27 protein-coding genes are annotated in these 23097 nt (G+C 34.1%); 6 read left to right on the top strand and 21 right to left on the bottom strand.

The annotated features are described in order from the left end of the window. Window positions 1-13: 13 nt before the first annotated feature. From ABD940_RS01235 to ABD940_RS01210, 6 genes are read right to left on the bottom strand one after another with little or no spacing between them, the layout of a single operon-like run. On the bottom strand, window positions 14-526 hold the full coding sequence (locus ABD940_RS01235; protein WP_345199795.1) for a hypothetical protein: 513 nt from the start codon (window positions 524-526) through the stop codon (window positions 14-16). Between the two features lie 53 nt (window positions 527-579). Then, on the bottom strand, window positions 580-885 hold the full coding sequence (locus tag ABD940_RS01230; RefSeq protein ID WP_345199793.1) for a hypothetical protein: 306 nt from the start codon (window positions 883-885) through the stop codon (window positions 580-582). A 37-nt stretch (window positions 886-922) separates the two neighbouring features. Further along, window positions 923-1189 carry a hypothetical protein gene (locus ABD940_RS01225; protein WP_345199792.1) on the bottom strand — a complete coding sequence of 89 codons (267 nt, stop codon included), beginning with the start codon at window positions 1187-1189 and terminating at the stop codon, window positions 923-925. A gap of 35 nt (window positions 1190-1224) precedes the next feature. Further along, complete coding sequence (locus tag ABD940_RS01220; RefSeq protein WP_345199791.1) at window positions 1225-1701, bottom strand: pentapeptide repeat-containing protein; 477 nt, start codon at window positions 1699-1701, stop codon at window positions 1225-1227. Window positions 1702-1740: 39 nt separating this feature from the next. Next, window positions 1741-2004: a hypothetical protein gene (locus ABD940_RS01215; protein WP_345199789.1), complete on the bottom strand. Its 264-nt coding sequence runs from the start codon at window positions 2002-2004 to the stop codon at window positions 1741-1743. 17 nt (window positions 2005-2021) lie between these two features. Next, entirely contained in the window at window positions 2022-2303 is a 282-nt protein-coding gene (locus ABD940_RS01210; RefSeq protein WP_345199788.1) for a hypothetical protein, read from the bottom strand. A 506-nt stretch (window positions 2304-2809) separates the two neighbouring features. Between ABD940_RS01210 and ABD940_RS01205 the strand changes: the two genes are divergently transcribed. The 6 genes from ABD940_RS01205 (at window position 2810) to ABD940_RS01180 (ending at window position 6218) form a co-directional block, all read left to right on the top strand. Then, entirely contained in the window at window positions 2810-3388 is a 579-nt protein-coding gene (locus ABD940_RS01205; protein WP_345199787.1) for a hypothetical protein, read from the top strand. A 33-nt stretch (window positions 3389-3421) separates the two neighbouring features. Next, the gene (locus ABD940_RS01200) at window positions 3422-3889 is read left to right on the top strand and encodes a hypothetical protein (RefSeq protein ID WP_345199786.1); all 468 of its coding nucleotides are present in this window, start codon (window positions 3422-3424) and stop codon (window positions 3887-3889) included. An 85-nt stretch (window positions 3890-3974) separates the two neighbouring features. Further along, complete coding sequence (locus ABD940_RS01195; RefSeq protein WP_345199785.1) at window positions 3975-4271, top strand: hypothetical protein; 297 nt, start codon at window positions 3975-3977, stop codon at window positions 4269-4271. Window positions 4272-4427: 156 nt separating this feature from the next. Further along, window positions 4428-5123 (top strand): hypothetical protein, encoded by a 696-nt coding sequence (locus tag ABD940_RS01190; RefSeq protein ID WP_345199784.1) that lies wholly within the window; start codon window positions 4428-4430, stop codon window positions 5121-5123. A gap of 80 nt (window positions 5124-5203) precedes the next feature. Beyond that, window positions 5204-5671: a hypothetical protein gene (locus ABD940_RS01185; protein ID WP_345199783.1), complete on the top strand. Its 468-nt coding sequence runs from the start codon at window positions 5204-5206 to the stop codon at window positions 5669-5671. After that, the gene (locus tag ABD940_RS01180) at window positions 5661-6218 is read left to right on the top strand and encodes an alpha-ketoglutarate-dependent dioxygenase AlkB (protein ID WP_345199781.1); all 558 of its coding nucleotides are present in this window, start codon (window positions 5661-5663) and stop codon (window positions 6216-6218) included. Before ABD940_RS01185 ends, ABD940_RS01180 begins: the two co-directional genes overlap by 11 nt. Window positions 6219-6428: 210 nt before the next feature. Here the strand turns inward: ABD940_RS01180 and ABD940_RS01175 are convergent, their stop codons facing one another. The 15 genes from ABD940_RS01175 to ABD940_RS01105 form a co-directional block, all read right to left on the bottom strand. Further along, window positions 6429-8831 (bottom strand): hypothetical protein, encoded by a 2403-nt coding sequence (locus ABD940_RS01175; protein ID WP_345199780.1) that lies wholly within the window; start codon window positions 8829-8831, stop codon window positions 6429-6431. 290 nt (window positions 8832-9121) lie between these two features. Continuing rightward, entirely contained in the window at window positions 9122-9943 is an 822-nt protein-coding gene (locus ABD940_RS01170) for an alpha/beta fold hydrolase (protein ID WP_345199779.1), read from the bottom strand. A 277-nt stretch (window positions 9944-10220) separates the two neighbouring features. Further along, window positions 10221-10736 carry a DsbA family protein gene (locus ABD940_RS01165; RefSeq protein WP_345199777.1) on the bottom strand — a complete coding sequence of 172 codons (516 nt, stop codon included), beginning with the start codon at window positions 10734-10736 and terminating at the stop codon, window positions 10221-10223. A gap of 2 nt (window positions 10737-10738) precedes the next feature. After that, a complete protein-coding gene (locus ABD940_RS01160; protein WP_345199776.1) occupies window positions 10739-11200 on the bottom strand; it encodes a redoxin domain-containing protein in 462 nt (153 codons plus the stop codon). 5 nt (window positions 11201-11205) lie between these two features. Next, the gene (locus ABD940_RS01155; RefSeq protein ID WP_345199775.1) at window positions 11206-11907 is read right to left on the bottom strand and encodes a YoaK family protein; all 702 of its coding nucleotides are present in this window, start codon (window positions 11905-11907) and stop codon (window positions 11206-11208) included. 25 nt (window positions 11908-11932) lie between these two features. Continuing rightward, on the bottom strand, window positions 11933-12979 hold the full coding sequence (locus ABD940_RS01150; RefSeq protein ID WP_345199774.1) for a cupin domain-containing protein: 1047 nt from the start codon (window positions 12977-12979) through the stop codon (window positions 11933-11935). A gap of 280 nt (window positions 12980-13259) precedes the next feature. Continuing rightward, on the bottom strand, window positions 13260-13937 hold the full coding sequence (locus ABD940_RS01145; RefSeq protein ID WP_345199773.1) for a YoaK family protein: 678 nt from the start codon (window positions 13935-13937) through the stop codon (window positions 13260-13262). Window positions 13938-13952: 15 nt separating this feature from the next. Next, the gene (locus ABD940_RS01140) at window positions 13953-14921 is read right to left on the bottom strand and encodes an NAD(P)H-quinone oxidoreductase (protein ID WP_345199772.1); all 969 of its coding nucleotides are present in this window, start codon (window positions 14919-14921) and stop codon (window positions 13953-13955) included. 28 nt (window positions 14922-14949) lie between these two features. After that, window positions 14950-15393 (bottom strand): lipocalin-like domain-containing protein, encoded by a 444-nt coding sequence (locus tag ABD940_RS01135; protein ID WP_345199770.1) that lies wholly within the window; start codon window positions 15391-15393, stop codon window positions 14950-14952. 51 nt (window positions 15394-15444) lie between these two features. Further along, a complete protein-coding gene (locus ABD940_RS01130; RefSeq protein WP_345199769.1) occupies window positions 15445-16002 on the bottom strand; it encodes a hypothetical protein in 558 nt (185 codons plus the stop codon). Between the two features lie 621 nt (window positions 16003-16623). Then, window positions 16624-17070 carry a putative antibiotic biosynthesis monooxygenase gene (locus ABD940_RS01125; RefSeq protein WP_345199768.1) on the bottom strand — a complete coding sequence of 149 codons (447 nt, stop codon included), beginning with the start codon at window positions 17068-17070 and terminating at the stop codon, window positions 16624-16626. 163 nt (window positions 17071-17233) lie between these two features. After that, window positions 17234-19441, bottom strand: a complete 2208-nt coding sequence (locus ABD940_RS01120; RefSeq protein ID WP_345199767.1) for a hybrid sensor histidine kinase/response regulator — start codon at window positions 19439-19441, stop codon at window positions 17234-17236. Between the two features lie 251 nt (window positions 19442-19692). Continuing rightward, complete coding sequence (locus ABD940_RS01115; RefSeq protein ID WP_345199766.1) at window positions 19693-20388, bottom strand: LytR/AlgR family response regulator transcription factor; 696 nt, start codon at window positions 20386-20388, stop codon at window positions 19693-19695. A gap of 53 nt (window positions 20389-20441) precedes the next feature. Continuing rightward, window positions 20442-20918: a Dps family protein gene (locus ABD940_RS01110; RefSeq protein WP_345199765.1), complete on the bottom strand. Its 477-nt coding sequence runs from the start codon at window positions 20916-20918 to the stop codon at window positions 20442-20444. Between the two features lie 351 nt (window positions 20919-21269). Continuing rightward, window positions 21270-22970: a helix-turn-helix domain-containing protein gene (locus ABD940_RS01105; protein ID WP_345199764.1), complete on the bottom strand. Its 1701-nt coding sequence runs from the start codon at window positions 22968-22970 to the stop codon at window positions 21270-21272. Between the last annotated feature and the right edge of the window lie 127 nt (window positions 22971-23097).

Genomic DNA, 23097 nt, shown 5'->3' with positions numbered 1-23097 from the left:
AATAAACTGTTATTTATTCCTCAAAAGAATGATACCATTTTTGAAGCATTTCTAATGTATTGAGTTGCGGATATACAATTTCTACCATCATCTTTATTTTGTGTACAAACTGTAAAATATCTTTCTGTAATGCAGCAATATTAAGATATTCAGACGAAACGGGCGATATCCATTTATCGCCGGATGCATTTTCTACTTTTAAAGTTTCTACGTCTGTTTTAGTAAGTAGAAGTTTCCTTTCTGTTCCCTGAGCGTAAAAATCGAGCAAATATTCTTCTTGTGTATTGCCTTTGCACAATTCGAAAACATCCTGCAACTGCATAACAAATACCAAAAAATCATAAAAAAGAAATACATTCCAATCTTCCTGCAAAGAGCTGAATATAAATTTCACTTGTTCTGTTTCACAGAAAGCGTCTTCTACTACTCTTAAATAGCTGGGAATGTAATCGTAATCCCCTTCATAGATTTCATATTCGAATTGTTGTAATCTGTTTAATTCTGTGTAAGTTAAATCAAATTTCATATTAACTTATGTTTTGGTTTTAGCTAATTTTGCGATTGTTATAAAAACTGAGATCACTTAAATTTTATAATAACATCATTTTCATTCAGCCGTATATTTTTATTTTCTATGGCAACTTCTGTCCAATTTATACGGTCGTCGGATTCGCAGTCATTAATGATTCGATATTCAGAATATCCTTTATTCTCTTTGGGAATTTTAAAAATATTTTCTATTTCATTTTTAGAAATATTATATGTTTTAGAAATGTTTATTAAAAATAAAACTTCAAGCAATTCGTTTTTGAATTTTATATTTTCATCTTTGTTCTCATCTCTTCTTATCAGTTCGTTTATCCTTTCGATTTCATTTGAAATCATATTTTGGACAGATTCCATAGTTTGTTCAGATTAAGTATTATTTTTGCTCGGGAGGAAAAGGATAATCTTTCAATGGTAACAGACTTTCTCTTTTGATCCCTAAATATTCCTGAATTCCTGCCAATTCATAAGTATATTCAAGCATTAATTCAACAGAAGTATTTTTAAAATCAATGGTTACAAAAGGAGAACCATCCAAGAATTCAACACTTTCCTTTTCAATATCTGTATTGTTTTCTTTATTGAATTTATAGGTAAACTGAGTAACCGCTGATGGAGCATACATTATTTTCCTTAGTTTCATTTTTATTGATATTTTAAATTGTCATTTGATTGATTTTAGACAAATAACCAAACTACCTCTTTTTCAATATTATTATCAATCACAGAAAAAGATCGGTCTGTGATCTCAAACCGGGTATTATTGATTATGTTATCACTAAAAATAATATCCCTAAAATTACATTGTTTGAAATTACATCCTGTGATTTTTGCTCCCATTATTTCGGCACTTGCAAAAGAGCATGATATAAAAGAACAAGACTCAAATGATGTATTGCTTAGGTTTGACTTTGTAAAATCAACATTTTGAAAGACACATTCTTCAAATGACGTTTGAACAAAATATGATGAATAAAGCAATATATTGTTGAGTTCAACACGGCTATATTTGGACTTTACAGATATTAAGTTATCCAAATTAAGATTACTAATAGTTAAATCTGTGATTTCTATTTCATTAAAATTAGGCAAATCATCGGAAGTATAATCTGTTTTCTCTTGTATCAAACTGTACAAATGAAATCTGTTTTTCATTTTATTTAAATTTTATATTCATCAATCTTATTTTTATATTTACTCTTCAGAAGGAAAAGGATAATCTTCCAATGGTAATAATTCCTTCCTTATTCTTGCCAAGTAATTTTGAATTCTGCCCAATTCATAAGAATATTCAAATACTAAATCCTGATCAGTATCTTTAAAATCAATAGTTACAAAAGGAGAGCCGTCTAAGTATTCAACACTTTCTCTTTCAATGTCTGTATTATTTTCTTTATTGAACCTGTAGGTAAACTGAGTAACCGCTGTCGGAGCGTACATTATTTTTCTTACTTTCATTTTTATTTAATCCAATTTTAATCCAATCGATACTTTTCATCTTCCTTTGGAGGCAATGGATATTGTAAATAATCCAATGAATATTTTTCTTTTTGAGATAACTCATTTTGTATTTCTCCAAGTCGAAGTGTGTATTTAAAAATCAATTCCTTACTTGTATCCTTAAAATCAATTTCTACAAAGGGAACTCCTGCTTTGTATTCCGCATGAGCACAAATTTTTGTATTGTTTTGATTATTAAACCAATAAGTAAACTGGATTACTGCAATATCCGCATAAAAAGCATTGGTTGTTTTCATTGCATCACATTTTAATGGCATTAGTAAAGATTTATATAATGAAATATCCATACAAAATACGAATATAAGTTTATTGAAAAAACCATTTACCTAGATTTATATTCATCAATTAATTTGCACAAAAACGTTTGTTGTTGCATATTCTAATATATTTTGATGAATTATTTGCTAATCCGTAAGAAAAATATATTTTTGTAATCAGCAACATAAAATGACAGTTGATAAAATGTTGTTTTTGTTAAAAAACTAAACTCCAAATTGAAAACTAATTAATCTATAAAGATGAAGAAAACCACACTGTATTTCATTTATTAATTCATCAAACTAATTGTTTCTATAATTTAGAACAATAGTAAATCCTTAAAACTTCTTTAGAAACACAAGTCGTATTAAACCAACATGGCTTATTTAGTATTTTCTGGAATTGTATGATTGTGTAATGAGGGAGGACTATTGGTTTGAACTATTTATATACATATTTAAAAAGATAAACTAAAAAAACAAAAATGATAGTAGAAGGCTTTGATACGGAAGGTGTTTTGATGATTGTAAATGTTTCAAAATGCAAGGAATATTATAAAGATAAAGAGTTTGATTATGCTTATCCTGAAGGATTGGCGGATTTAATCACAAAAGGAATTGTTCACATTATAACTACAGATGAAGGAATTGAAACAATAAATTGGCTGTTCGACAAATCAAAAATCGATTTGGATGAGTGGGAGTATAAAGAATCGTACAACTATTTGGATGTTGCTGAAGGAGAAGGAGATGAGATACGATTAGTTTCACATGCGAGGTTTACACAAATGTGTCATAATCATCAAGGAGATTTGGATGCTCAGGTTGAAAGTTCTTTATTCATCAGAAATATTTTTAATCCGAATGACCCAAAAGACAAGGAAACGATTTTAAACGAAGATTGTCCGAAAATAGAACTGCAAAGTGGAAAATGGATCGTAAACGTTTACCTTTCCAAAGACAATGGAGATTATTGGTACCCAGAATTTACATTTTACTTTGAAAAAACAAATAATATCGATTTTGAAAAAATTACACTCAAACCTCTTGAGTTTTTTGAATAATTTTTAATTGTCGGAATAAAACAGTATGATAACATGGCAATAGGCATAGTACAAGTAAATTTACATAAATCTAAGTCAGGATTTTATTATAATGAGACGCAAGAAATGATTGATCAATATTTGTCGGGAGATCATTCTTTAGAAACAATTAATGCATTGATTGTAGAGCTTATAGACGATGAACTTATGTTTTTTGCAGAAGAAGAGTTTCCTTATTCAGAATTATCCAGATGTAAGTATAGTGTGATTTCTCAGGATACTTTTATTAGGCTACAACAAAATAAAATGTTGCCTCCTAAGTTAGATTACTCTTCAGCAATGTATGTAAATTTTAAATATGAAAATAATGAGTTTGTGCATCCAGAGGGAGAAAAAAATTATTTACATTCAAATATGCCATGTATGGTTTATTTTCAAAATAACATAGTTACATTTTTTATTGTTGATGAATGTGGAGATAATTATTTTTTATATTCTTTGAGTTATGATGATTTAAAATAACATAATTATTATAAAGGCAAAAACTCTGTGAAAAAATAAAATAATGAAAAATATACTCCCACTTTAGAAAGATAAATAACAGAGAATGGCATTAAACAATACTGAATTAGAAAAATTTAGAACAGAGATAAAAAAAGCTTCGGAAGACTTAAAGTCAAATGAATTAATTTTCCACACAGAATGGATTTTTGATTTACCGACACAGTTTTTAAAGATAAGCGAAGTAATCTTACACGATGGCTATAACATTCCTATTGGTTGGGATGGATATGGTATTCAAGATTTGGAGATATTGGAGCAGCAAGGTTTTTTGAAAAAGATTTTTGAAACAGAAAAAGATCCGGTTACTTTAAAGCAAACTATCAAATATATCATCATTTAGAAAAGCTGAAAAATATTAAAAGATTGGTTTGGGTAGAGAAAAAAAATGACTTATTTAATACCAATTAAGAGAAGGTCTTTACAATGCAGGCTGTCAGAAATTATTGAATCAAGGGACTAAAATTATCATCATTAGAAAAACAAAAGTTCAAAATAAATGGAAAATCTATACATATATCAAGACGAATTTGATAATGAATGTACTTTTCTCAGAAAGAAGTATTATGAACATATATGTGCAATGATTACAGATTTTTTTGAAGAACCGTTGCCTGATAATGAATTTTATAGAAATTTTTTAGATGTATTAAATACGCTGGAAGATTACCACGATGTATACTATTTAACAACCGAAATGCCTTTTTATTGGGCAATCTGCATCATAGAAAATAGAAGAACAAATCATCATTTAATAAAAAATAAAACAAATGACGATTTTAGAGAATGGTATATTAAGTATAAGAAAGAAAATGATATAGTAAGATTTATTATAGAGGGAATTAATGAAGAAACTTATGTTTTTAATAATGATAATGGTGGTGAAAGTATATTTTTAAGAAAGAAGTATTATGAGTTGGTCTGCATTCTTGTGACCGATTTTTTTAAAAAACCTCTTGAGTATAACGCAATGAACGCAACGCTTATCGGTAACCTAAATGCCTTATTTGCCGATGGAAAACGAAAGGACATCAGTACATTTGTTGATAGAGAGCCTTATTATTGGGCAATGTCTATAATAGAAGATAAAGAAACTACAAATGTTTTGAATGAAAAAGAGCTAGAAGGATATGCTGAATTTATTGAAGATTTTTATAAAAATAATGAGATAAAATCTTTTGTTATTCCGGAGTAGAAATAAAAAAGGTTCTTTAAAAGATGGAGAAAAATGAAGATGAGAAGATTACAAAAATAATAAAATAAAGAAGATATTTTATGATCAATAAGATTATTGAAGTAGATAAGCTAATGGATGATATCGCTGCAGAATACAGAGTTAAAACTTTAAATACGAATAAGATAGAAAATCTTTGGGCAGAAGAAACATTGGGAATTATGAAAGAGGCTACATTCATAAAAGATGATGCTTATTTTTACTTTCTAAGCGAATATGGAGGTTGCAATATTTATGGTAATGGTTTTGATATAGGTATTTGCAGTTTTGATGACTGGCTTAATCCAAGTCTTCTTACAACTCCGTTACTTAATGATGCAGATATCTATTTGTTGGCAGATCTTATGTATTATGGTGAAGATAAAACAATTTTTTATGGGTATCACGCCGCACAGGAAAATGAAAATTCAATATGGGTTTCTCATGAATTGGAAGCCGGATATCAACCTGTTTACAAAAATTTCATAGATTTTTTACAATATATTTTAACGATTGAAAATGAAAAATAATAAGATCAACGGTCTTGTTTATCAGGATGATTTCCTGAATGTTGAAGAAGAGAAATTAATCATTTCAGAAATTGACAATGCAGTATGGGATACCAATTTGAAGCGGAGAGTTCAGCATTATGGATATATGTATGATTATAAGAAAAAAAATATCGATCAGGATTTGAAAATAGCCAAATTACCCGATTGGCTTCTTATATTGGAAAGAAAAATTACAACAAAATTTAATCTTGAAAACTCTTTCGATCAGGTAATTATTAATGAATATGAACCGGGACAAGGAATATCAAATCATATAGATTGTGTTCCTTGTTTTGAAGATGTTATCATTTCCATCAGCTTGTTGTCTTCCTGCGTTATGCAATTTTCAAAAGATGAAGATAAGCATGAAATATTATTGCAGCCCCGAAGTATTTTGTTACTAAGCGGAGATTCAAGATATCATTGGAAACATGGGATAAAAGCAGTGAAAAATGATAAATGGCTGAATACCGCAATTCCCAGAAAAAGAAGGATATCAATTACTTTTAGAAAAATAAAAGCGTAAAAATAGAAATGCACAAAACAATCGTTCTTTTTGGGAAAAAATAAAAGATTGGCTCAACAGAAATAAGTTAAATAAACTTGATTGTCATAGATATAAAAAGAACCACTTAAAGTTAAGTGGTTCTTTTTTTATTTTTTGATGAACCTGACAAAGATTATCTTCAGAATATTTTTGCAGGCTTTTATTCGTATTTTAATATAATTTATTTGATTATTTTAAGATTTCCTGATCATAAAGCAGATTATCGTCTTCGTCAAAACTTATGATAAGTACTTTATACTGTTTAGCGGTGTCATTATTGAAAAATTTAATTCTTGGAGGAACATAATCGCTGTCAAATAAATTAGGATTCCAATATAGAGTTTCTCGGGTGTCATTTTCGATTTTCTTTGAAGAATCATCATTATTTAGCATTTCAATCGGAAATTCAGAAGGTTTGTCATACCCTTTTATTACAGATGAATTTTTATTTTGTGTTTCCTTTTCATTATTTTTAGATTTCATATTGCCTCTCATAGTGTAGATTGCCACCGCATTACCTACTAATCCGGATTCTTTAATAATTTTCACCATTGCGATATTGCTTATAGGAAGATTTGCAATCATGGTAGGATCAGTTGGTATTTCATCCAAATATAGCTTTGCCTGTTGACCACGAATATAAGGAACATTTATCCCTGAATTGTTTCTCTGAAATGTTAATCCAGCCGCTCTTCCTTGCAACCAGTCTAATATATTGCTTGATCCTATGGCATGTTGATCTTCATTTACAAAATCAAATATAGTGCTATTAATAGAACTGAACATTCCTTTAGAGAGTTGTTTATCAAGCTCTTCTTTTGGATCTGCCTTTTTTCCTGTTAATTTTACTTCTTCGATTTGTACGTCAACATTCTCCGTTTTTTTATTGTTTTTCTGAGTGTTGATGGCTCTGGAAATTGTTTGAGGAAGGTTTTTACGTTCAGCTGATTTCACCAGTTTGTATTTTGTTGTCGGGAAATTACCTTTAAATTGTGTGGGATTTACCAATGGCTCAACTGTGACGAATAAATTATCAGTACTGGCTTCTTTATTTTTTTCTGAATTTACAAATAATGAAACATTCAAAGGTTCATTGAAGTTAAGATTATCTAAATAAATGTATCCGTTTTGATCTGTTTTAAATGGATTAAAAGTAGGTTCATTTTCGCCTAATTTCAAGACCAAATTTACATTGGTATCTTTCATTAAAGCATTGTCTTTAAGAGGCTTTATTTTATAAGACAAAAACTTTTGAGAATTGGGTTTAATGGCTGGAACTGAACCGCTAAGTACTGTATTCCAGTCAAATCTTTCCCATTTTTCAGAAATAAGCAAAGCATCCAAAGCTTCACTATTGGCATTTTTAGAAAAATATTGTGCAGGTGCATCTATTTTTGAAGTAAAGTCTCCTGTTAACCAAAGACTGCTTAGAATATTCTCTTCCTCCGGATTGCTGCTGCCATTATCCTCACTTACCAAAACAGTGTAATTTTTAAAAACAGACTCAGGAGAAAGGTCAATACTGTTGAAAGATCTTGGTGTTTGTTTTAAACTCTGACTGATAATTTCCGCTTTCTCAATCTTCAGATTATTAGGTTTTATAAAGCAAAGCCTTTTTGCGACAAGATTGTCTTGATCATCAAAAATTGCCAATTGCAGAATACCGTTGTTTCCATTGCTTATTTTTGTAGGAATAAGGCTTGAAACTTCATTCGTTAATTGTGAGATATTGGCTTTATAAGCAAGATGATTATTGATGGTTCCGACGATTTTATAATTTTGGAGCTGTTGTTTTAAATTCACTCCTTTTAAAGTATATTTAATTCCATCTTTCGAGCTGTAAACCTCTAAATTGGCACCGCTGCTTGCAACAATAGGCAGATTTATTGTCTGATTTTTACCTGCATTATCCTGAATAATAACCTGATATTTCTTTCCTAAAGTTGGAGTTATTTTAAAAGATGCAACGTTTTTATCAAAAGATTTAAATGTAGTTATCGGCGTATTCGGATTTTGTTCGTCTATTACTTTTCCGCTCCAGTTTTCCGGGAAAGAAGTATTGCTAGATAATCTTATCGCAAACTTCGTTGGCGTACCGTCAATAAAATTTCCACCTTCAGGAAAAGTTTTGGCAGACCAATCAGAACTTTTAGAAACTTCCAGTGTTTCGGTTGCATTGGGATTATAGATAGGAATTGTTTTTACAACTTGGAAATCTTCATTAAAATTAGTCATGTAGGGAGTGTAAGCTCTAACAAAATAAACATCCTCAGAAAGATCTTCTTTGAGTTTAAAATCTCCACTACCTTCACCGTTGGTAAGAAGTATTGTTTTCCAGTCTATTAATTTTTTATCGGAGTTGTATAATTCTACAAAAAGAGTAGTAGATAAGGTAGAACGATTGTAGCCGTCAAATACAAAGCTTTTAAACCAGATTTGATCACCGGCTGCATATTGTGGTTTGTCGGTAAGAAGGTATACCTTTTCTTGTTCGTAATTATTCTCAAGACTGGTTATTGCTTTTTCTAGTTTTGTTTGTGATAATACAGGCTGTACAGCTGAAATAAGCAATAAAAAGAAAATATGTTTCATAGAAATCTTAACGCATTTTAAATCCAATGCTAAATTACTTAATTAAAGAGTGCAAAAAGTTTTATTCATCTTATAATTAAAAAATTTAAGGGAATTTTAACTAATACTTAGAATTATATGAAAAAAATGCTATCTGGTTTTCAATGGCTAAAACGGATTATCTTCAATTATTTTATATGTGATATAGTTCGTTTGAGACAAAAATTATCTTAAGTAATAATCAACAGTTTTTAAAAACAAAAAAAGGCAAACCAAAACGATTCACCTTTTCTTATAATATATATTGTCAATTAAGATTGTATAAACTCCAACAAATCCTTATTAATCGTCTCATGCTCCGTAGTCGGCATTCCGTGAGGGAAACCAGGATACGTGATTAGCTTTCCGTTTTTCAATAGTTTCGCAGATTTGATGCCCGAATTTTCGATAGGAACAATCTGGTCATCTTCACCATGAAGAACCAAAACAGGAATATCCACAGCTTTCAGATCCTCAGTAAAATCAGTCTCAGAAAATGCTTTGATTCCGTCATAATGCGCTACAATTCCGCCCATCATTCCCTGTCTCCACCAGTTTCTCTGGATTCCTTCTTTAATCACAGCTCCTTCTCTGTTATAACCGTAGAAAGGGAAAGTCAAATCAATATAAAACTGATTTCTATTATTCAAAGTCTGCTCTCTGATTCCATCAAAAACCTCCATTGGAACACCATCAGGATTACTTTCACTTTTCACCATTACAGGCGGAACTGCACTGATTAAAACTGCTTTTTTCGCTCTTCCGTTAGAATATTTGTTAACGTAACGGATAACTTCGCCACCACCTGTTGAGTGACCGATGTGGATAACATCTATCAATCCAAGGAAATCCACCAATTCCGCTGCGTCAGAAGCATATTGCTCGATGGTGTGGTTATAAATATTCTGGCTGGAACGACCGTGACCTCTTCTGTCGTGAGTAACAACTCTGAAACCTCTCTGAAGGAAGAAAATCACCTGTGCATCCCAATCGTCAGAAGATAAAGGCCATCCGTGGTGAAACATCAAAACTGGTCCTTCTCCTTGGTCTTTATAAAAAATCTCTGTTCCGTCTTTTAATTTTAGTGTGCTCATAATTTAATTTTTTAATGTGATTAATTTGTTGTAATATTTTGTTGTCTTATTTCTTTAGCAAATGTATGGCGGTTAAATTCCTTAGAAATTAATCTAGTTTAATTTCGTACATTTTGTTGAATATTTTTTATTTGACTACGTCGAACCACTTTGTTAGGTTTGGGCAGCTTTATCCGCCTTCCGCTCCCAATCTTTTTTGCAGACGATTCCAGTTTAAATAGAACTTGAGAATACGCAAAAAAAGGATTTCCGCTCAAGTCGGGCTGCAGATTCGGTGTTAATTCACGTTTTCCCTTACCAATTCAAGCAAATCTTCCGCTCCACCATTGAATTTAGTTTCATTGATGAAAAACGAAGGCGTTCCATTCACACCGCTCATAACACCGCTCTCAAAATCCGAATCTACTTTTTCTTCCAATTCAGCTTTTTGGATATCATCTTTAAATTGAGAAATATCCAAACCTATTTTTTCTGCCAACTCAAATAGATACAATTCATTCAGATTTTGCTGATTTTTATAAATCGCATCGTGCATTTCCCAGAATTTCCCCTGAAGATTGGCGGCTTCAGCTGCAATGGCAGCAACTTTTGCATATTGATGCATTTCCGATAACGGAAAATTCCTGAAAACAAATTTTACCTGACCTCCGAATTCTTTCATTAATGCTTTCAGAACAGGATAAGCTGCTCCGCAATACGGACATTGATAATCGCCGTATTCTACAATGACCAAATCGGAATTCAAATTTCCTTGTGCGTGGTCATTTTTGTTGACTGTTGGTTTTAGTGACATAATTATTGGGTTTTTAAGTTTTCTAATGCTTCCAAAATTCCGTCTGCTCCGGGATTGATGGCGGTAGGAGACAGGTAACTCCATTCAATGATTCCATCTTTGTTGATTACGAATAATGCTCGTTTGCATTCACCTTCTTCATCATCATAAACACCATATTTTTTAGCAATTTCTCCTTTAGCTTCAAAGTCTGCTAACAATGGAAAATGTAAATTTCTTGATTGCGAAAAAGCCAAGTGACACCATTTGCTGTCCACCGAGATTCCGAATATTTCGGCATCATATTTATGAAAGAACTTTAAAGTTTCATTGTACAAAGCCATTTGGTCACTGCAAACCGGACTCCAGTCGGCTGGATAAAAAGCGAGGATGACATTCTTTCCTTTGAATTCTGATAATGTAATTTTCTGGTCTGGCGTTGCAAACAATATAAAATCGGGAGCAACATCATTTTTCTGTAACATAGTAATTAGTTTTTAGTGTTAATTTTTGAAATCAATAATTCACAAGTCATTAATAATAAAGCAGGAAAAATCAAAGTCCATTTCCCGAAATAATCGAGTAGGAAAGGAGCTATAAAAGCACCTGACAGAAAACCAATCCACAATAACAAAAGATGAATGGCGTTGAATCTATACTCCTCTTTTTCCACCTTATCTTTGGTCATACTCAACATTGCGGTGTTCTTTGCCAAGCTGTTCAAAGTTCCCGTCACGAAGTCTGTATTTACTTTTTGGTTTCCTACAGAAGTCACAATCGTATTCATCATTCCCATTGAAAATCCGATAATTGCAATGGATAACAAATTATTGATATTATAAAAATAAGAAATAATTGAATAGAAAATAAGAATTCCGGAAACAAGATAAAATGTTAATATTTGGTTCTTAATTCTCTTCAATAAGGAAAGGCAGGTTCCAGCGTAAATCCCTAACAAAAAACTACTTATGACTGTAACTGATGTGATAATGATTTCAGATTTGTCTGTTGAAAGTGCCGCTCCGAGTGAAGTTGTATTTCCACTCATAAAAGAGACGTAGGTTTTCCATTGTATCAGTCCTGTTGCATCGATATATCCTGCAATCAAAGCTAAAAATATGGACAATCTCTCTTGCATCTTAATCGAATCAGACGAAACGGAAGGGTTTGTTTTGATGACAGAATTATCCATTATTTAGAGAGATTTAATTCTAATCTTATTTCTTAGGCTGAATGAAAACTTTCTCAGTCGGGAATTTCTCAATTTCACCTTCTTTCAAACCAAAGTTCGTTACCACAACATCTTTAGGATTTCCGGCAAGCCATTCGCTCAAATCAATTGATTCATATTTTCCGCTGTTGAAGCCAATCAAAATTCTGCAAACCGTGTCGCCTATATTTTTGATATAATGTCCGGCTCCCATCGGAACGTAGCCTACATCTCCTGCATTGAACTGCTCTGTAACACAAGTAGATTCTGCCAGGAAAACTGACATTTCAGCTTGTCCAGATATAAAATATTGCCATTCATCCGCATTTGGATGCCAGTGCATTTCTCTCAAAGCACCAGGTTGCAATTCTAGAATAGAACCAGACATTGTACTGCTGATAGGAAATTCTTTACTCGTAACCAATCTCTGCAAACCGCCGCCCGGAACGATTCTCGGCTGTTGAGAATGCAAAGGATAACGGTGAAAACTCGTTAATTCTATATTAGATTCATTTGGACGAGCTTCAGCGACGAAAGACATCTCGTCCGGAACAATTCCTGCTGCGAAATACGCTTCTTTCTGAGGTAAAGCGGCTACTTCTTCTAACGTTAAACCTAAATTCTGAGCAACAATTTCAGGTGGTACAGACGAAACAAAATCAGTAACACTGAACGTATGGTCTTCAGAAAAATTACCGTTATCAAAAATCAAAATGAAATGACATTCTTCTGTTCCTGTCGCCTGAATCGAGTGACCGTAACCTTTTGGAAAATACCAAACGTCTCCAGGTTCGAAATTATCGGTGTAACTGTGCCCATCGGGATGAATAATCGTGGTACGAACTGTTCCCGAAATCACATAAGCCCATTCCGCAGCGTTGGCGTGCCAGTGCAATTCTCTCATACTTCCAGGCTGCAGTCTCATAGAAACGCCTGCAATGCCGATAGAAGCTGGGAAATCTTTTACAGAAGCACCTCTTGTCGTTCCGCCGTCGTTGGTTCTTGGTTCTTTTTTTTCTAATTCGTATTTGAAACTTAATGATGCAGTATTCATAATGATGAGTTTTTGTGATTAATAATAATTTGTCTTTATTTCTAGTGTAAAGCTACCTCGAAATCAAAGGATTTTGAAGTGGTTTTCGGTGAACGGGCAAAATGAGTCGGTGGGAATTTGAAAGGAGTAGTTGGTTCCTTAGAGTAAAGAAAATAGACGGTAGATAAAAGACTTTCGATTTAATTTTACTGATTACTAAAATCGATTTCCGTTGATTTTAATAATACAAATCCTTCCCAATTTGACTTGAGAAGGACGACTATTTAAATTATAGAAGAATTTATGGCAAGGATAAAGATATTTTTCTTGAAGAGACCGTGTAGAAGACGGAAATCAAAATACCTGGAATCAACATAGAAACCAAACCGAAACGAGCAGAAATCAACGCGCCACAGATGCATCCAATCAAAAAACCTGTCAGAAGTACCAATGATTTCTGTAATTCTATTAGCTTTTCAAATGTACGCTCTGTTGAGATATAAGAGAAAAAATCAAGGATGGCTTTGGTAACATTGCCCGTCATTACCGTCGTTGGGCCAAAAGCGGAATTGGCATACAAACGGTTCACCGTATTTTGGATACCCATCGAAAAGACAATCAGCATCAGCATAAAATGATACACAAAACCTGTTTCAATATGATTTTGTTTTAATAATAAAGCGACACAACCTGCAACCATCAAAAATATGCTAATTGATGTAAATATTCCCTTTTCATTTTTATAAAGGCTGTCCATTTTTCTGGTCAAGATGACCGCCAAGATAAAAACCGGAAAGCTGATAAGATTGATAAAATCACGAAATTGCGGGTGGTTCGATAATTTGTAAGCAAAAACCACAAAATTTCCTGTAATATGGGCAGAGAATAATCCATCTGCAACCGTGAAGGTGCTTGTGTCTACAAAACCTGCACTGAAAGCCAGAATCAGGGACGAGTAGAAGATAGCATTTCTTTTCATTGGTTTTAATTTTTGCTATCTCACAAGAACAATCTTTCCTGTATGCGAACCATCTTCAAGCAATCGGTGTGCTTCTGCAGCTTCCGAGAAAGAAAATGTTTTAAAAATGACAGGTTTGAACTTCTTTGATTCAATCAAAAGCCAGATATTTTTCTGAATCTCTTTGGCTAATTGTTTTTTGAATTCATACTCTCGGCTTCTCAAAGTACTTCCTGTGATGGTCAGACGTTTTGTCATCACTTTCCAAATATCTAAATCTACACGGCTGCCACTTATCGCATTGATGTGAACCAATCTGCCTTCAGGCTTTAAAATATTGATGTTTTTAGCCAAATAATCACCGCCAATCATATCGAGAATGACATCGACACCTTCATTTTGAAGTTCGGTTTCAAAATTCTGGGTTTTATAATTAATGTAAGAATCTGCGCCGAGTTCAAGACATTTCTGTCCTTTTTCATCGGAACCAACCGTGACAATGACTTTTGAACCCAAAGCGTGAGCAATCTGAATTCCTGTGATTCCAATTCCGCTATTTCCACCGTGAAGTAAAAGGGTTTCTCCCGGTTGAAGATTTCCTCTCTGAAAAACATTAGACCAAACTGTAAAAACCGTTTCCGGTAAACTCGCCGCCTCAGCAAAACTTAAATCTGCCGGAATTGGCAAACATTGGCCTTCCCTCACAGCGACATATTCTGCGTAACCGCCACCTGCGAGAAGTGCACAAACTCTGTCGCCAACGGTAAAATCTACGACATCAGGTCCGCATTTTACAATGGTTCCGGCAACTTCCAATCCCGGAATCTCGGCAGAAGCTCCTTCCGGTACAGGATAATTGCCTTCTCGCTGAAAAACATCGGAACGGTTGAGCCCGGCTGCTTTCACTTCAATTAAAACTTCATCTCCGGAAATTTCGGGAGTTGGGTAATCCTGTAATTTCAATACTTCAGGAGCGCCGTATTTTGTGATAACAATTGCTTTCATTCTTTTAAATTTTAATATCAGATTCATTTCAAACTCTCTTCCAGGTCAGCTTGTGAGTTACCAATCTAGAGTTGCTGGTGAACGGTTTCTCACTTTCAAGATGCAGAAAACCATCTTTAAAGATAACGATTCTATTCTGCGTTTGCCCCGTCCAGTTGGGAAAAAGCGAGATGTACATCGTGTGACTCACCAACTGTTTTTCATCGTCCGTTTTGAACGGTCCCGAATACGCAAGATAGGTAGAACCTTCCTGTGTATATTCTTCCGGCGTGGCATTAGTCCAATGTTCCTGATGAAAGTTTTCCCGGTGCGTATCCATAATTTGTGCCGACATATAACCATCTGGATTGTAAATAATCAGTCCTTTCGGATTGTCGCCCATCGGATGCGTGATTTCTCCGCCGTTTACAGGAACTTCGATAAGTTCTACTAAAGTCCAGCTTCCTATAAGTTTTTCAAAAAGTGTTTCCATAACTTTAAAATGAAATGAGCGTACTTTTAATACGCTCATTATGTTTTTGAATTAGAAAGGTTGATTGTATTTTCCGGTCAACGCTTTGTTTTCGATGCTTTTCGCAAAGTTGGGCGTTTCCTCGTGGTTGTGAGCGTCGGAAGCGGCTTGTCTTGAAGCGGCAGCATCAGCGAGATTCACGTTGTGTTCTTTTAAATATTCGAACATTTCGGGAGTTGCCGTTGCGTGGATTTCGTTGGTGTACAATGTCGTGTTATCATCAATTTTTGTGGCTTTCAGTTCCCATAAAACCTGAACTTTTGTTCTTCCGCCTTTGGTAATTGAATCTGAAATCGACAACATTCTGCAGTAATCTGCGCGGTGCTCAACGGCAACATAATGCTGAACCATCAAAGCATCTCCGATTGTTTCCACATTTAATGAAACCGGTTGTCCATCAAAAGTGGTGGAAATGGCCGCTCCGATGTGTTGTGTTGAGCATCTTTGATATTCGGCATCGGGAAGATTAAGTAACCAATCTGCGATATTTACTTTTTCGATTGGGGCATTGATAATCGCTGTAACTGTAGAGTGAGACAATGCGTTTTCTGGGGTTTGAATAATTTCCATAAAGTTTAAGTGTTTGTATTTGTTAATTTGATGATGTAAAGCTACATTCAACAAATTTCAAAATCAATTGGTGTTCGATGAACAGGCGGAAACTGTCGTTAAATGAGAAAAATAAGATTGTAATATTCAAGAGATAAAAATTGTTTTATTTCAAACGAGTTGCAGGAAAGAAAATGCAATGTTGTTTTGCTCCAAACAGAGTTGATTTAAACAAAAGTAAAAGTTGATTTGTTTCCCGCAGACTGTCGGAGACTTCCGTCAAAGTTATTTTGTTTCAACCAGGTTGTGGGAAACAAACAGCAAAGTATATTTGTCTTAAACAGTTCGTTTAGAAAGAATACAAGTTGTGTTTTAGTTTAAATGAGTTGTTTTGAAGGAAAGTAAAATGTGTTTTGGTTTAAACAGCCTGCTCAGAGGAAATACAAGTTGAGTTTTAGTTTAAAACAAATTGTTTTTAAGAAAAGCTTTAAACAAAAAATCCGTCTCAATTTTGTTTGAGACGGATTTTATTTTAGAATTAATTTTAATTATTTGTAAAGCCATTTCCTAATCAGCTTCGTATAATTCGGCATCACCACATAAATCACCAGAAAAACCAAACATCCCGTACTGACTAACGTATCAAAATACCGATTGGCGGGGATGTGCAATAATCTTAAAGAGGGCAGTAATAGCAACTGCATCAGCAATGATAAAGGGTAAATGGCAGACCAAGTCGCCAGATATTGTAGGAACTTTATTGTCTGTTTTTTCGCCATAAAAAAGAAAGTCCAATCCCGATTTGATTTCGTAATTGTCTTCTTTGGTGAATAAGGGATGCGCTTTGTCAATCAATTTTCTTCTCGTATCAGATTCCATCCAGTTTCTGAGATTTTCAATCGTATCAAATCGGATAATGACCGTGTAGACAAAAGTAAGATTTGGGATTGGACGAACGATTTGCCAGTTGATAAAGCCTTTGGCGTTTTTGGAAACGGGCAGAATTTCATCGAGCCATTTTTCATATTCGGTTTGTTTGCCGTTGAGAACGTGATGGGTGATGACCACCGATGCGCCTTGGTTTTCCATAATTATTTTGGTATTAAAAAATCAATAGAAATGGGCTTTAGCCCTTTCGTTCCCGAAAAATAATAGGTTAGGCTTTAGCCAAAACTTAATCTAAATTTTGGCTAAAGCCGAGTTTATTTACATTTTAATCATCGGGCTAAAGCCCGACGCAATTGATGAGCCTTTAAATCGATTGCATAAACAATTTAGTTTCAAAAAAAGATTTCAACAAAACATCTTTTACCTCTTCCAAAGCCAGTTGCGATGCTGGATTTTCTTCGGTTGTTAATTCTAAAATATCTAATTTTTTATCTAATAAAGTTAACAAACCCATTATCGCCACACTCGATTTCAAATCGTGAGCTCTTAATTTTAGCAATTTGAAATCTTTATTGTCATAAGCCAGTTTCAGTTCCTGCAAATGAGTTGGGACTTTATCTAAAAACTGTTGCGTCACGGTTCTTTCAAAATCCTTGTCTTCATTACTGATAGACTTCAAATAGGTAAGGTCGATGAATTCGTAATTAGAAGTAATTTCCTCTGATTTAGTTTCCGTTTTTTCAACTTCTTTCAATCCGAAATTGGAGATTAATTTGAATAATTCGTCTTCTTTTATCGGTTTAGAAATGTATTCATTCATTCCACGGCTCATACATCTTTCGCGTTCACCAGCCAAAGCGTGTGCGGTCATTGCGATGATTGGCGTGTTCAGTTTCAGTTCTTCACGGATGGTCTGCGTGGCAATGTAACCATCCATTTGTGGCATTTGAATATCCATTAAAACCAAATCACAATCGTTATTTCTGAGGAATTCTACGGCTTCCAGACCGTTGTTTGCAGTTTCAAAATCGATGTTCCATTGTGAAAGGAGATGTTTCATCAGACTTTGATTGATAGCGTTGTCATCCACGATTAAGACTTTTAAAGGCGCATTTGTTTTATCTTTAAAATAATCGGTGTCAACTTTCGGAACTACATTCAGCTGTTCTTTCGCAATCGCATAAGGAATGTAGAAATGGAAAGTCGTGCCTTTTCCCTGTTCGCTGATGACTTCGATATCGCCGTTCTGCAACTGAATCAGACTTTTCACAATGGATAAACCAAGTCCGGTTCCGCCGTAATTTCGGGTTGTCGAATCTTCTCCCTGATTGAATCTTTCAAAAACTTCACTAAGTTTTTCTTTATCAATTCCGATTCCTGTGTCAGAAACTTTGAAGCCAACAACGACTTCGTTTTCGGTGTGTTGTTTATTGTAAATTTCGATATTAATGTTTCCCTGATGTGTAAATTTGATGGCATTTCCAATGAGGTTGACCAAAATTTGAGTCAGTCTCGTTGCATCGCCATTCAAAGTATCAGGAATAGAAGCATCTATTTTGCTTGAAATCGTCAATCCTTTTTCCTTGGCTCTTTCTACGAAAAATGTTTCGACAGAATTCACCAATCCATTGATGCTGAATATTCCTTTGGTAATGCGCATCATTCCGGCTTCGATTTTTGATAAATCTAAAATATCATTGATAATCGCCATCAGATTTTCCCCAGAACGTTGAATTGACGAAACAAATTCTTTCGAAGTTTCGTCCAAAGGTCTTTTCTGTAAAAGATTGGTAAAGCCCAAAATTCCGCTCAAAGGCGTACGGATTTCGTGGCTCATATTGGCAAGAAAATTTTCTTTGGTTTGCGCGGCGACCGACGCTTTTTTCTCCGCAACATCCAATTCCTGAATCAACTTTCTCTGACGATTGAACTGACGAAGAATGTGATAACCCACGATTGAACCGCTTAAAATCAAAAGAATCAAAAGGGAAATATCATACAATCTCGCTTTTTGTCCCATTGCTTCGGTTTCTTTGCTGAGATCAACCATATGAAGTTTTCTGCTCTCGTAGATTTTTGCTGTAATGGAAGTGATTTCGTTGGAAATGTTTCTGGCTCTTGGATTGGCAATGGAAGTGTTGTCATCCATATTTCCGAGTGTGTAGTAACGAAGCAATAATTTGTCTTTCGTGGTTTTCTTTTCCATAGCAAGAACACTCAGTCTGTGAATCATTCTTTCTTCAATATCGTCTGAATTGTCTTTGGAAAGGGAATCCAGAAAGTTTTCTATCTGATTGATTTTTTGGTCGATGCCTTCCAAATGTGTCGTGTCGTTGGTTGCAATGGAAGCTCGGATTCTGCTTTCGACACCCAAAATATCGCGGTCGATTTCACGCAAATGATTGCTGGAACGTAACTCGTTGAGAAGTTTGTTATTATTTTTGATAAGTTCTTTCGTGTTTTGAGCCGAGTTGATTTGAACAGCTATCAATAGGAGAGAACCCGCAATGAATGCGAGGATGATAAAATAACTGAATCGTTTGTTTCCCATTACTGAGGATATTTTTTTCATAAGTGCTTGTACTTATTTTGAATTGTTGAAAACCACTTTAGAATTGTAAAACCACCCCGTCAAAAATTCTTTGAATTTTTGCCACCCCTCCTCTGGAGGGGAATTTTTTCGCTCGAATTTGAACGTCGAATTGTCGCAGCCCGACTTGAGCGGAAATCCTTTTTTGCTTGTTCTTTAGTTCTATTTAGACCGAAATGTTCTGCAAAAAAGATTGGGAGCGGAAGGCGGATTAAGCTGCCCAAATAAAAATTTTAAAAGACATTCATTCTCGTGTTGAGCGCTTTTCTGTAAGCATCTGCAACGGGAATGAATTTTCCGTTTATCATAATTCCGCCGTCCTGAAGCGTGTCTATCTTGCCGACAGAAACGATGTAAGACCGATGAACTCTGATAAAATGGTCTTTCGGGAGACGTTCTTCTGCGGTTTTCATCTTGCCGTGAATGGCGAACATTTTTTCCCTCGTGTAAAACTTCACGTAATCGCCCATTGCCTCTGCATAAAAAATGTCATCAAGCTTCAAACGCCTCGTGATATTGGAATCTCTCACGAAAAGAAACTCGTCTTTGGTGACTTCCACGTCTTCTTTTCGGCTGTCAAGAATAGCCTGAGCTTTGCTTACCGCCTGTAAAAATCTCGCAGGCATCACAGGTTTCAGAAGATAATCTGCGATGTTAAGTTCGAAAGCTTCGAGGGCATATTCTTTATTTGACGTTGTATAAATGATGATAACGTCTTTTCCTGAAAGGTTTTTAGTGAGTTCGATTCCTGTCATTTCCGGCATTTCGATGTCGAGGAAAATCAAGTCTACAGAATTGGACTGCAGGTAGTTATAAGCCTCAATCGCATTGGAAAACTCATTGATAATCGTGAGATTTGGGACTTGTTTTGCCAAGTGCGCCAAAGTTGTTCTGGCAATATCGTTGTCATCTACGATTAGAGCTTTCATAGGGATAGTTATTTATGGTTCACACAAATATAATTATTCCTTGTCTTATTTCCTTAATTTCTGAAGTATGAACGAATCATCCAAGCCATTTCTTCGTGTGTTTCCATCAATCCTGTGATGAAGTCGCTGGTTCCGTAATCTTTGTATTCTTCGGCAAAAGGTGAGATGTTTCCTCGGAGAAATTCGATGATGCTTTCGTGGTCGCTTAACAAATCTTTCATATAGCCGAGTCCGTCGTTGGTTCTGTCGCTGTATTCGGTAAGATGTGTCAGTTCCAAATAAGCTTTCATCGTTGCTGGAGCGTAATGTCCGATTTTTCGCATACGTTCTGCAACGCTGTCAATGAGTTCGTCCAACTGTTTGTATTGCTCCTCGAAGAAAATGTGATTGGCGTGGAAGTTATCTCCAGTTACGTTCCAATGGGCATTTCGTGTTTTGATATACAATAAAGTTTCATCCGCTAAAAGTTTTGCCAATTGTTCTGCAACTGCCTCTGTGTTTTGTTCTGTGATTCCGATTTTTGTTTTCATAATAAAAGGATTTAAGTTGTTCTTTTTTGATGATGTAAAGTTCGGTCGGAAAGATGTTGGTTTGGTGATTTTTTCGTTGAATGGGCAAAATGAGTCGTTGAAATCAAATCCGTATGATTATTGATTTAATAATAATTTACTTGAAAGTATGAAATTTATTGATAAGATGATGAAGCTATTAATATGAGACTTTAAAATTATCTGTCATAAGCCAGAATCTGTTTCAAATTATAAATTGCTTCTGTAAGTTTTTTAGGGATTAATTTGGGGCTTAAAATTTTGTACAGACTTGATTTTAACATTTAATCTTTAAGAAACAGTATAATGATGATTATAAATTTCTAAAATACTCTAAGAAATCTGGTGGTTCTGTTTAAGATTGCGGATAAAGTCCGTTGGTCGTACACCATTGATATCAAAAAAGAGATCTGAGAAATTCTGCCTCGACGCAATACCACATTCTTGCGCCAATGTCTCTACACTATACTTGAGAAAAACTTTATTTTTATGCAGTTGTTCTGTGATATAGCTGATTCTCAAAGTACCAAGGTATTTATTGAAATTTGTACCCTTATGTTCGTTGATAATGTGTGAAAGATAATTGACATTGGTTTGTAATTGAGCTGCCAACTTCTGTTGTGTCAAACCTTTTTGCAAAAAATCTTTCTCTTTTTCGAATGTTTCCAATTTCATTAAAATCTGCTTAGTAATTTCATCGGGTATTTGGAGTTTAGACTTTTCATTTATTTCAGGAGCTAAATCTTTAATCGAATTAAGTTCATTCTCCAACTGTTGCAGCTGATTTTTTAATGTAAAATATTCCCGTTTGGATTTGCGGTGTTCCAGAAACTTATAAATACTGAATATGATTGAGAACGTTAACAAAATCGCAGTAAAGAGAAGAATGTAAAATGTTCTTGCCTCTTTTTTTATCAATAATTCCTGTTGTACTTCCAAAGAGTGCTTATCGTATTCTTTGTGGATTTTGCCGGAAAGATACTGGAAATTTCCATTTAAATTTTCATCTACTTTTAGCAACTGTCTTGTATAATATAATTCTTCTTTTATATTGATCTTATTCTGCTGATTTTCCAAAAGATATTCGAAAGCATGGCGGACTTCTGGAAGAACAAATTGATGTCTATTGAAAATAGAATCTACTTTTTTAAATGATTTCAAAGCTAAATATTTTCGATCGATTTTCTCAAAAAGAAGACCTTGGTAAAAATGAATGATAGAAATGTTGATGAAATCATCATGCAATATCAATTCCGGGAGTGCTTCATCGAAATAATTCTGTGATGTTTTGTAATTGCCTTTATGAAGTTCGGATATGCCTTTAGATTTATAAAAATAACTTTTTTGCAATTTTATGCCTGAATCGTTTATTACGAGATGAAGAGCTTTATTAATGTAAATATCTGCCTCTTTAAAACGATTCAGTTTTTGAAGGCATACAATCGTTTGATGCAGACTGTTCAAATAATCTTTTGAGGGAGATTTTGCATTGATATCATGATCAGCAAAGAAATCCATACATTTTTTAAATATATGCAAAGCCTCTTCATTGTACCCCAAATAGGCTTTCATCTCTGCAATATGATAGAGATTTTGATAAGTGAATGCTCTGTTTTTTGATTTTTCCAGATATTTATAAGCAAGAAGATATTCATTAAGAGCTTTTTTGAATTGTCTGAAATTATAGTAATAAACAATACCTTTCTTAAGATAAGCGTTGCCGATAGTATCTTCATTTTTGGACAGTAAGGCAACTTTTATTGCTTTATTGGCATAATCTAATTTTTGGTTTTTATCATTGATAAAAATTGTTGCATCATCATAACCCTGAGCCAATTTTTCGTAATTTTTTTCTTTGGTGGCTTTTGTGATGAAAATATCCAGACCTTTATCGAAAGCTGTACGGTCATTTTCTGATAAAGAAAAATATTGTTGTCTCAAAGAATTATAATCTTGTTCCGGAACAGCTTTTTCCCAAACCAAGCCAAGCACAAGAAAAGAAAATAAGACTAAAAATCTGTTGAATAATTTCATCTTTGGAAGTTAATGTGTACAAAAATAAACTATTTTTTCAATGAAGCTCAGTAGCTAAACGCAAGGAGATTGGTATTTATCCTAACATATTGATAAATTGGGACTTTTGAATGGTCTTCATTCATCA

Origin of the sequence: Chryseobacterium ginsengisoli, from assembly GCF_039542325.1 — a bacterium.
Taxonomy (GTDB): Bacteria; Bacteroidota; Bacteroidia; order Flavobacteriales; family Weeksellaceae; genus Chryseobacterium; species Chryseobacterium ginsengisoli.
Note: the sequence above shows the minus strand (reverse complement) of the source record. Positions and strands in the feature narration are given on the sequence as shown.

What these genes read in the sequence shown, in the direction of transcription:
- ABD940_RS01195 (WP_345199785.1), top strand. Translation starts at nt 3,975, where the DNA reads ATGGCATTAAACAATACTGAATTAGAAAAATTTAGAACAGAGATAAAA.
- ABD940_RS01235 (WP_345199795.1), bottom strand. Translation starts at nt 526, where the DNA reads ATGAAATTTGATTTAACTTACACAGAATTAAACAGATTACAACAATTC.
- ABD940_RS01205 (WP_345199787.1), top strand. Translation starts at nt 2,810, where the DNA reads ATGATAGTAGAAGGCTTTGATACGGAAGGTGTTTTGATGATTGTAAAT.
- ABD940_RS01180 (WP_345199781.1), top strand. Translation starts at nt 5,661, where the DNA reads ATGAAAAATAATAAGATCAACGGTCTTGTTTATCAGGATGATTTCCTG.
- ABD940_RS01135 (WP_345199770.1), bottom strand. Translation starts at nt 15,393, where the DNA reads ATGGAAACACTTTTTGAAAAACTTATAGGAAGCTGGACTTTAGTAGAA.
- ABD940_RS01185 (WP_345199783.1), top strand. Translation starts at nt 5,204, where the DNA reads ATGATCAATAAGATTATTGAAGTAGATAAGCTAATGGATGATATCGCT.
- ABD940_RS01145 (WP_345199773.1), bottom strand. Translation starts at nt 13,937, where the DNA reads ATGAAAAGAAATGCTATCTTCTACTCGTCCCTGATTCTGGCTTTCAGT.
- ABD940_RS01200 (WP_345199786.1), top strand. Translation starts at nt 3,422, where the DNA reads ATGGCAATAGGCATAGTACAAGTAAATTTACATAAATCTAAGTCAGGA.
- ABD940_RS01160 (WP_345199776.1), bottom strand. Translation starts at nt 11,200, where the DNA reads ATGTTACAGAAAAATGATGTTGCTCCCGATTTTATATTGTTTGCAACG.
- ABD940_RS01125 (WP_345199768.1), bottom strand. Translation starts at nt 17,070, where the DNA reads ATGGAAAACCAAGGCGCATCGGTGGTCATCACCCATCACGTTCTCAAC.
- ABD940_RS01155 (WP_345199775.1), bottom strand. Translation starts at nt 11,907, where the DNA reads ATGGATAATTCTGTCATCAAAACAAACCCTTCCGTTTCGTCTGATTCG.
- ABD940_RS01210 (WP_345199788.1), bottom strand. Translation starts at nt 2,303, where the DNA reads ATGAAAACAACCAATGCTTTTTATGCGGATATTGCAGTAATCCAGTTT.
- ABD940_RS01225 (WP_345199792.1), bottom strand. Translation starts at nt 1,189, where the DNA reads ATGAAACTAAGGAAAATAATGTATGCTCCATCAGCGGTTACTCAGTTT.
- ABD940_RS01105 (WP_345199764.1), bottom strand. Translation starts at nt 22,970, where the DNA reads ATGAAATTATTCAACAGATTTTTAGTCTTATTTTCTTTTCTTGTGCTT.
- ABD940_RS01190 (WP_345199784.1), top strand. Translation starts at nt 4,428, where the DNA reads ATGGAAAATCTATACATATATCAAGACGAATTTGATAATGAATGTACT.
- ABD940_RS01220 (WP_345199791.1), bottom strand. Translation starts at nt 1,701, where the DNA reads ATGAAAAACAGATTTCATTTGTACAGTTTGATACAAGAGAAAACAGAT.
- ABD940_RS01120 (WP_345199767.1), bottom strand. Translation starts at nt 19,441, where the DNA reads ATGAAAAAAATATCCTCAGTAATGGGAAACAAACGATTCAGTTATTTT.
- ABD940_RS01130 (WP_345199769.1), bottom strand. Translation starts at nt 16,002, where the DNA reads ATGGAAATTATTCAAACCCCAGAAAACGCATTGTCTCACTCTACAGTT.
- ABD940_RS01175 (WP_345199780.1), bottom strand. Translation starts at nt 8,831, where the DNA reads ATGAAACATATTTTCTTTTTATTGCTTATTTCAGCTGTACAGCCTGTA.
- ABD940_RS01140 (WP_345199772.1), bottom strand. Translation starts at nt 14,921, where the DNA reads ATGAAAGCAATTGTTATCACAAAATACGGCGCTCCTGAAGTATTGAAA.
- ABD940_RS01115 (WP_345199766.1), bottom strand. Translation starts at nt 20,388, where the DNA reads ATGAAAGCTCTAATCGTAGATGACAACGATATTGCCAGAACAACTTTG.
- ABD940_RS01170 (WP_345199779.1), bottom strand. Translation starts at nt 9,943, where the DNA reads ATGAGCACACTAAAATTAAAAGACGGAACAGAGATTTTTTATAAAGAC.
- ABD940_RS01110 (WP_345199765.1), bottom strand. Translation starts at nt 20,918, where the DNA reads ATGAAAACAAAAATCGGAATCACAGAACAAAACACAGAGGCAGTTGCA.
- ABD940_RS01165 (WP_345199777.1), bottom strand. Translation starts at nt 10,736, where the DNA reads ATGTCACTAAAACCAACAGTCAACAAAAATGACCACGCACAAGGAAAT.
- ABD940_RS01215 (WP_345199789.1), bottom strand. Translation starts at nt 2,004, where the DNA reads ATGAAAGTAAGAAAAATAATGTACGCTCCGACAGCGGTTACTCAGTTT.
- ABD940_RS01230 (WP_345199793.1), bottom strand. Translation starts at nt 885, where the DNA reads ATGATTTCAAATGAAATCGAAAGGATAAACGAACTGATAAGAAGAGAT.
- ABD940_RS01150 (WP_345199774.1), bottom strand. Translation starts at nt 12,979, where the DNA reads ATGAATACTGCATCATTAAGTTTCAAATACGAATTAGAAAAAAAAGAA.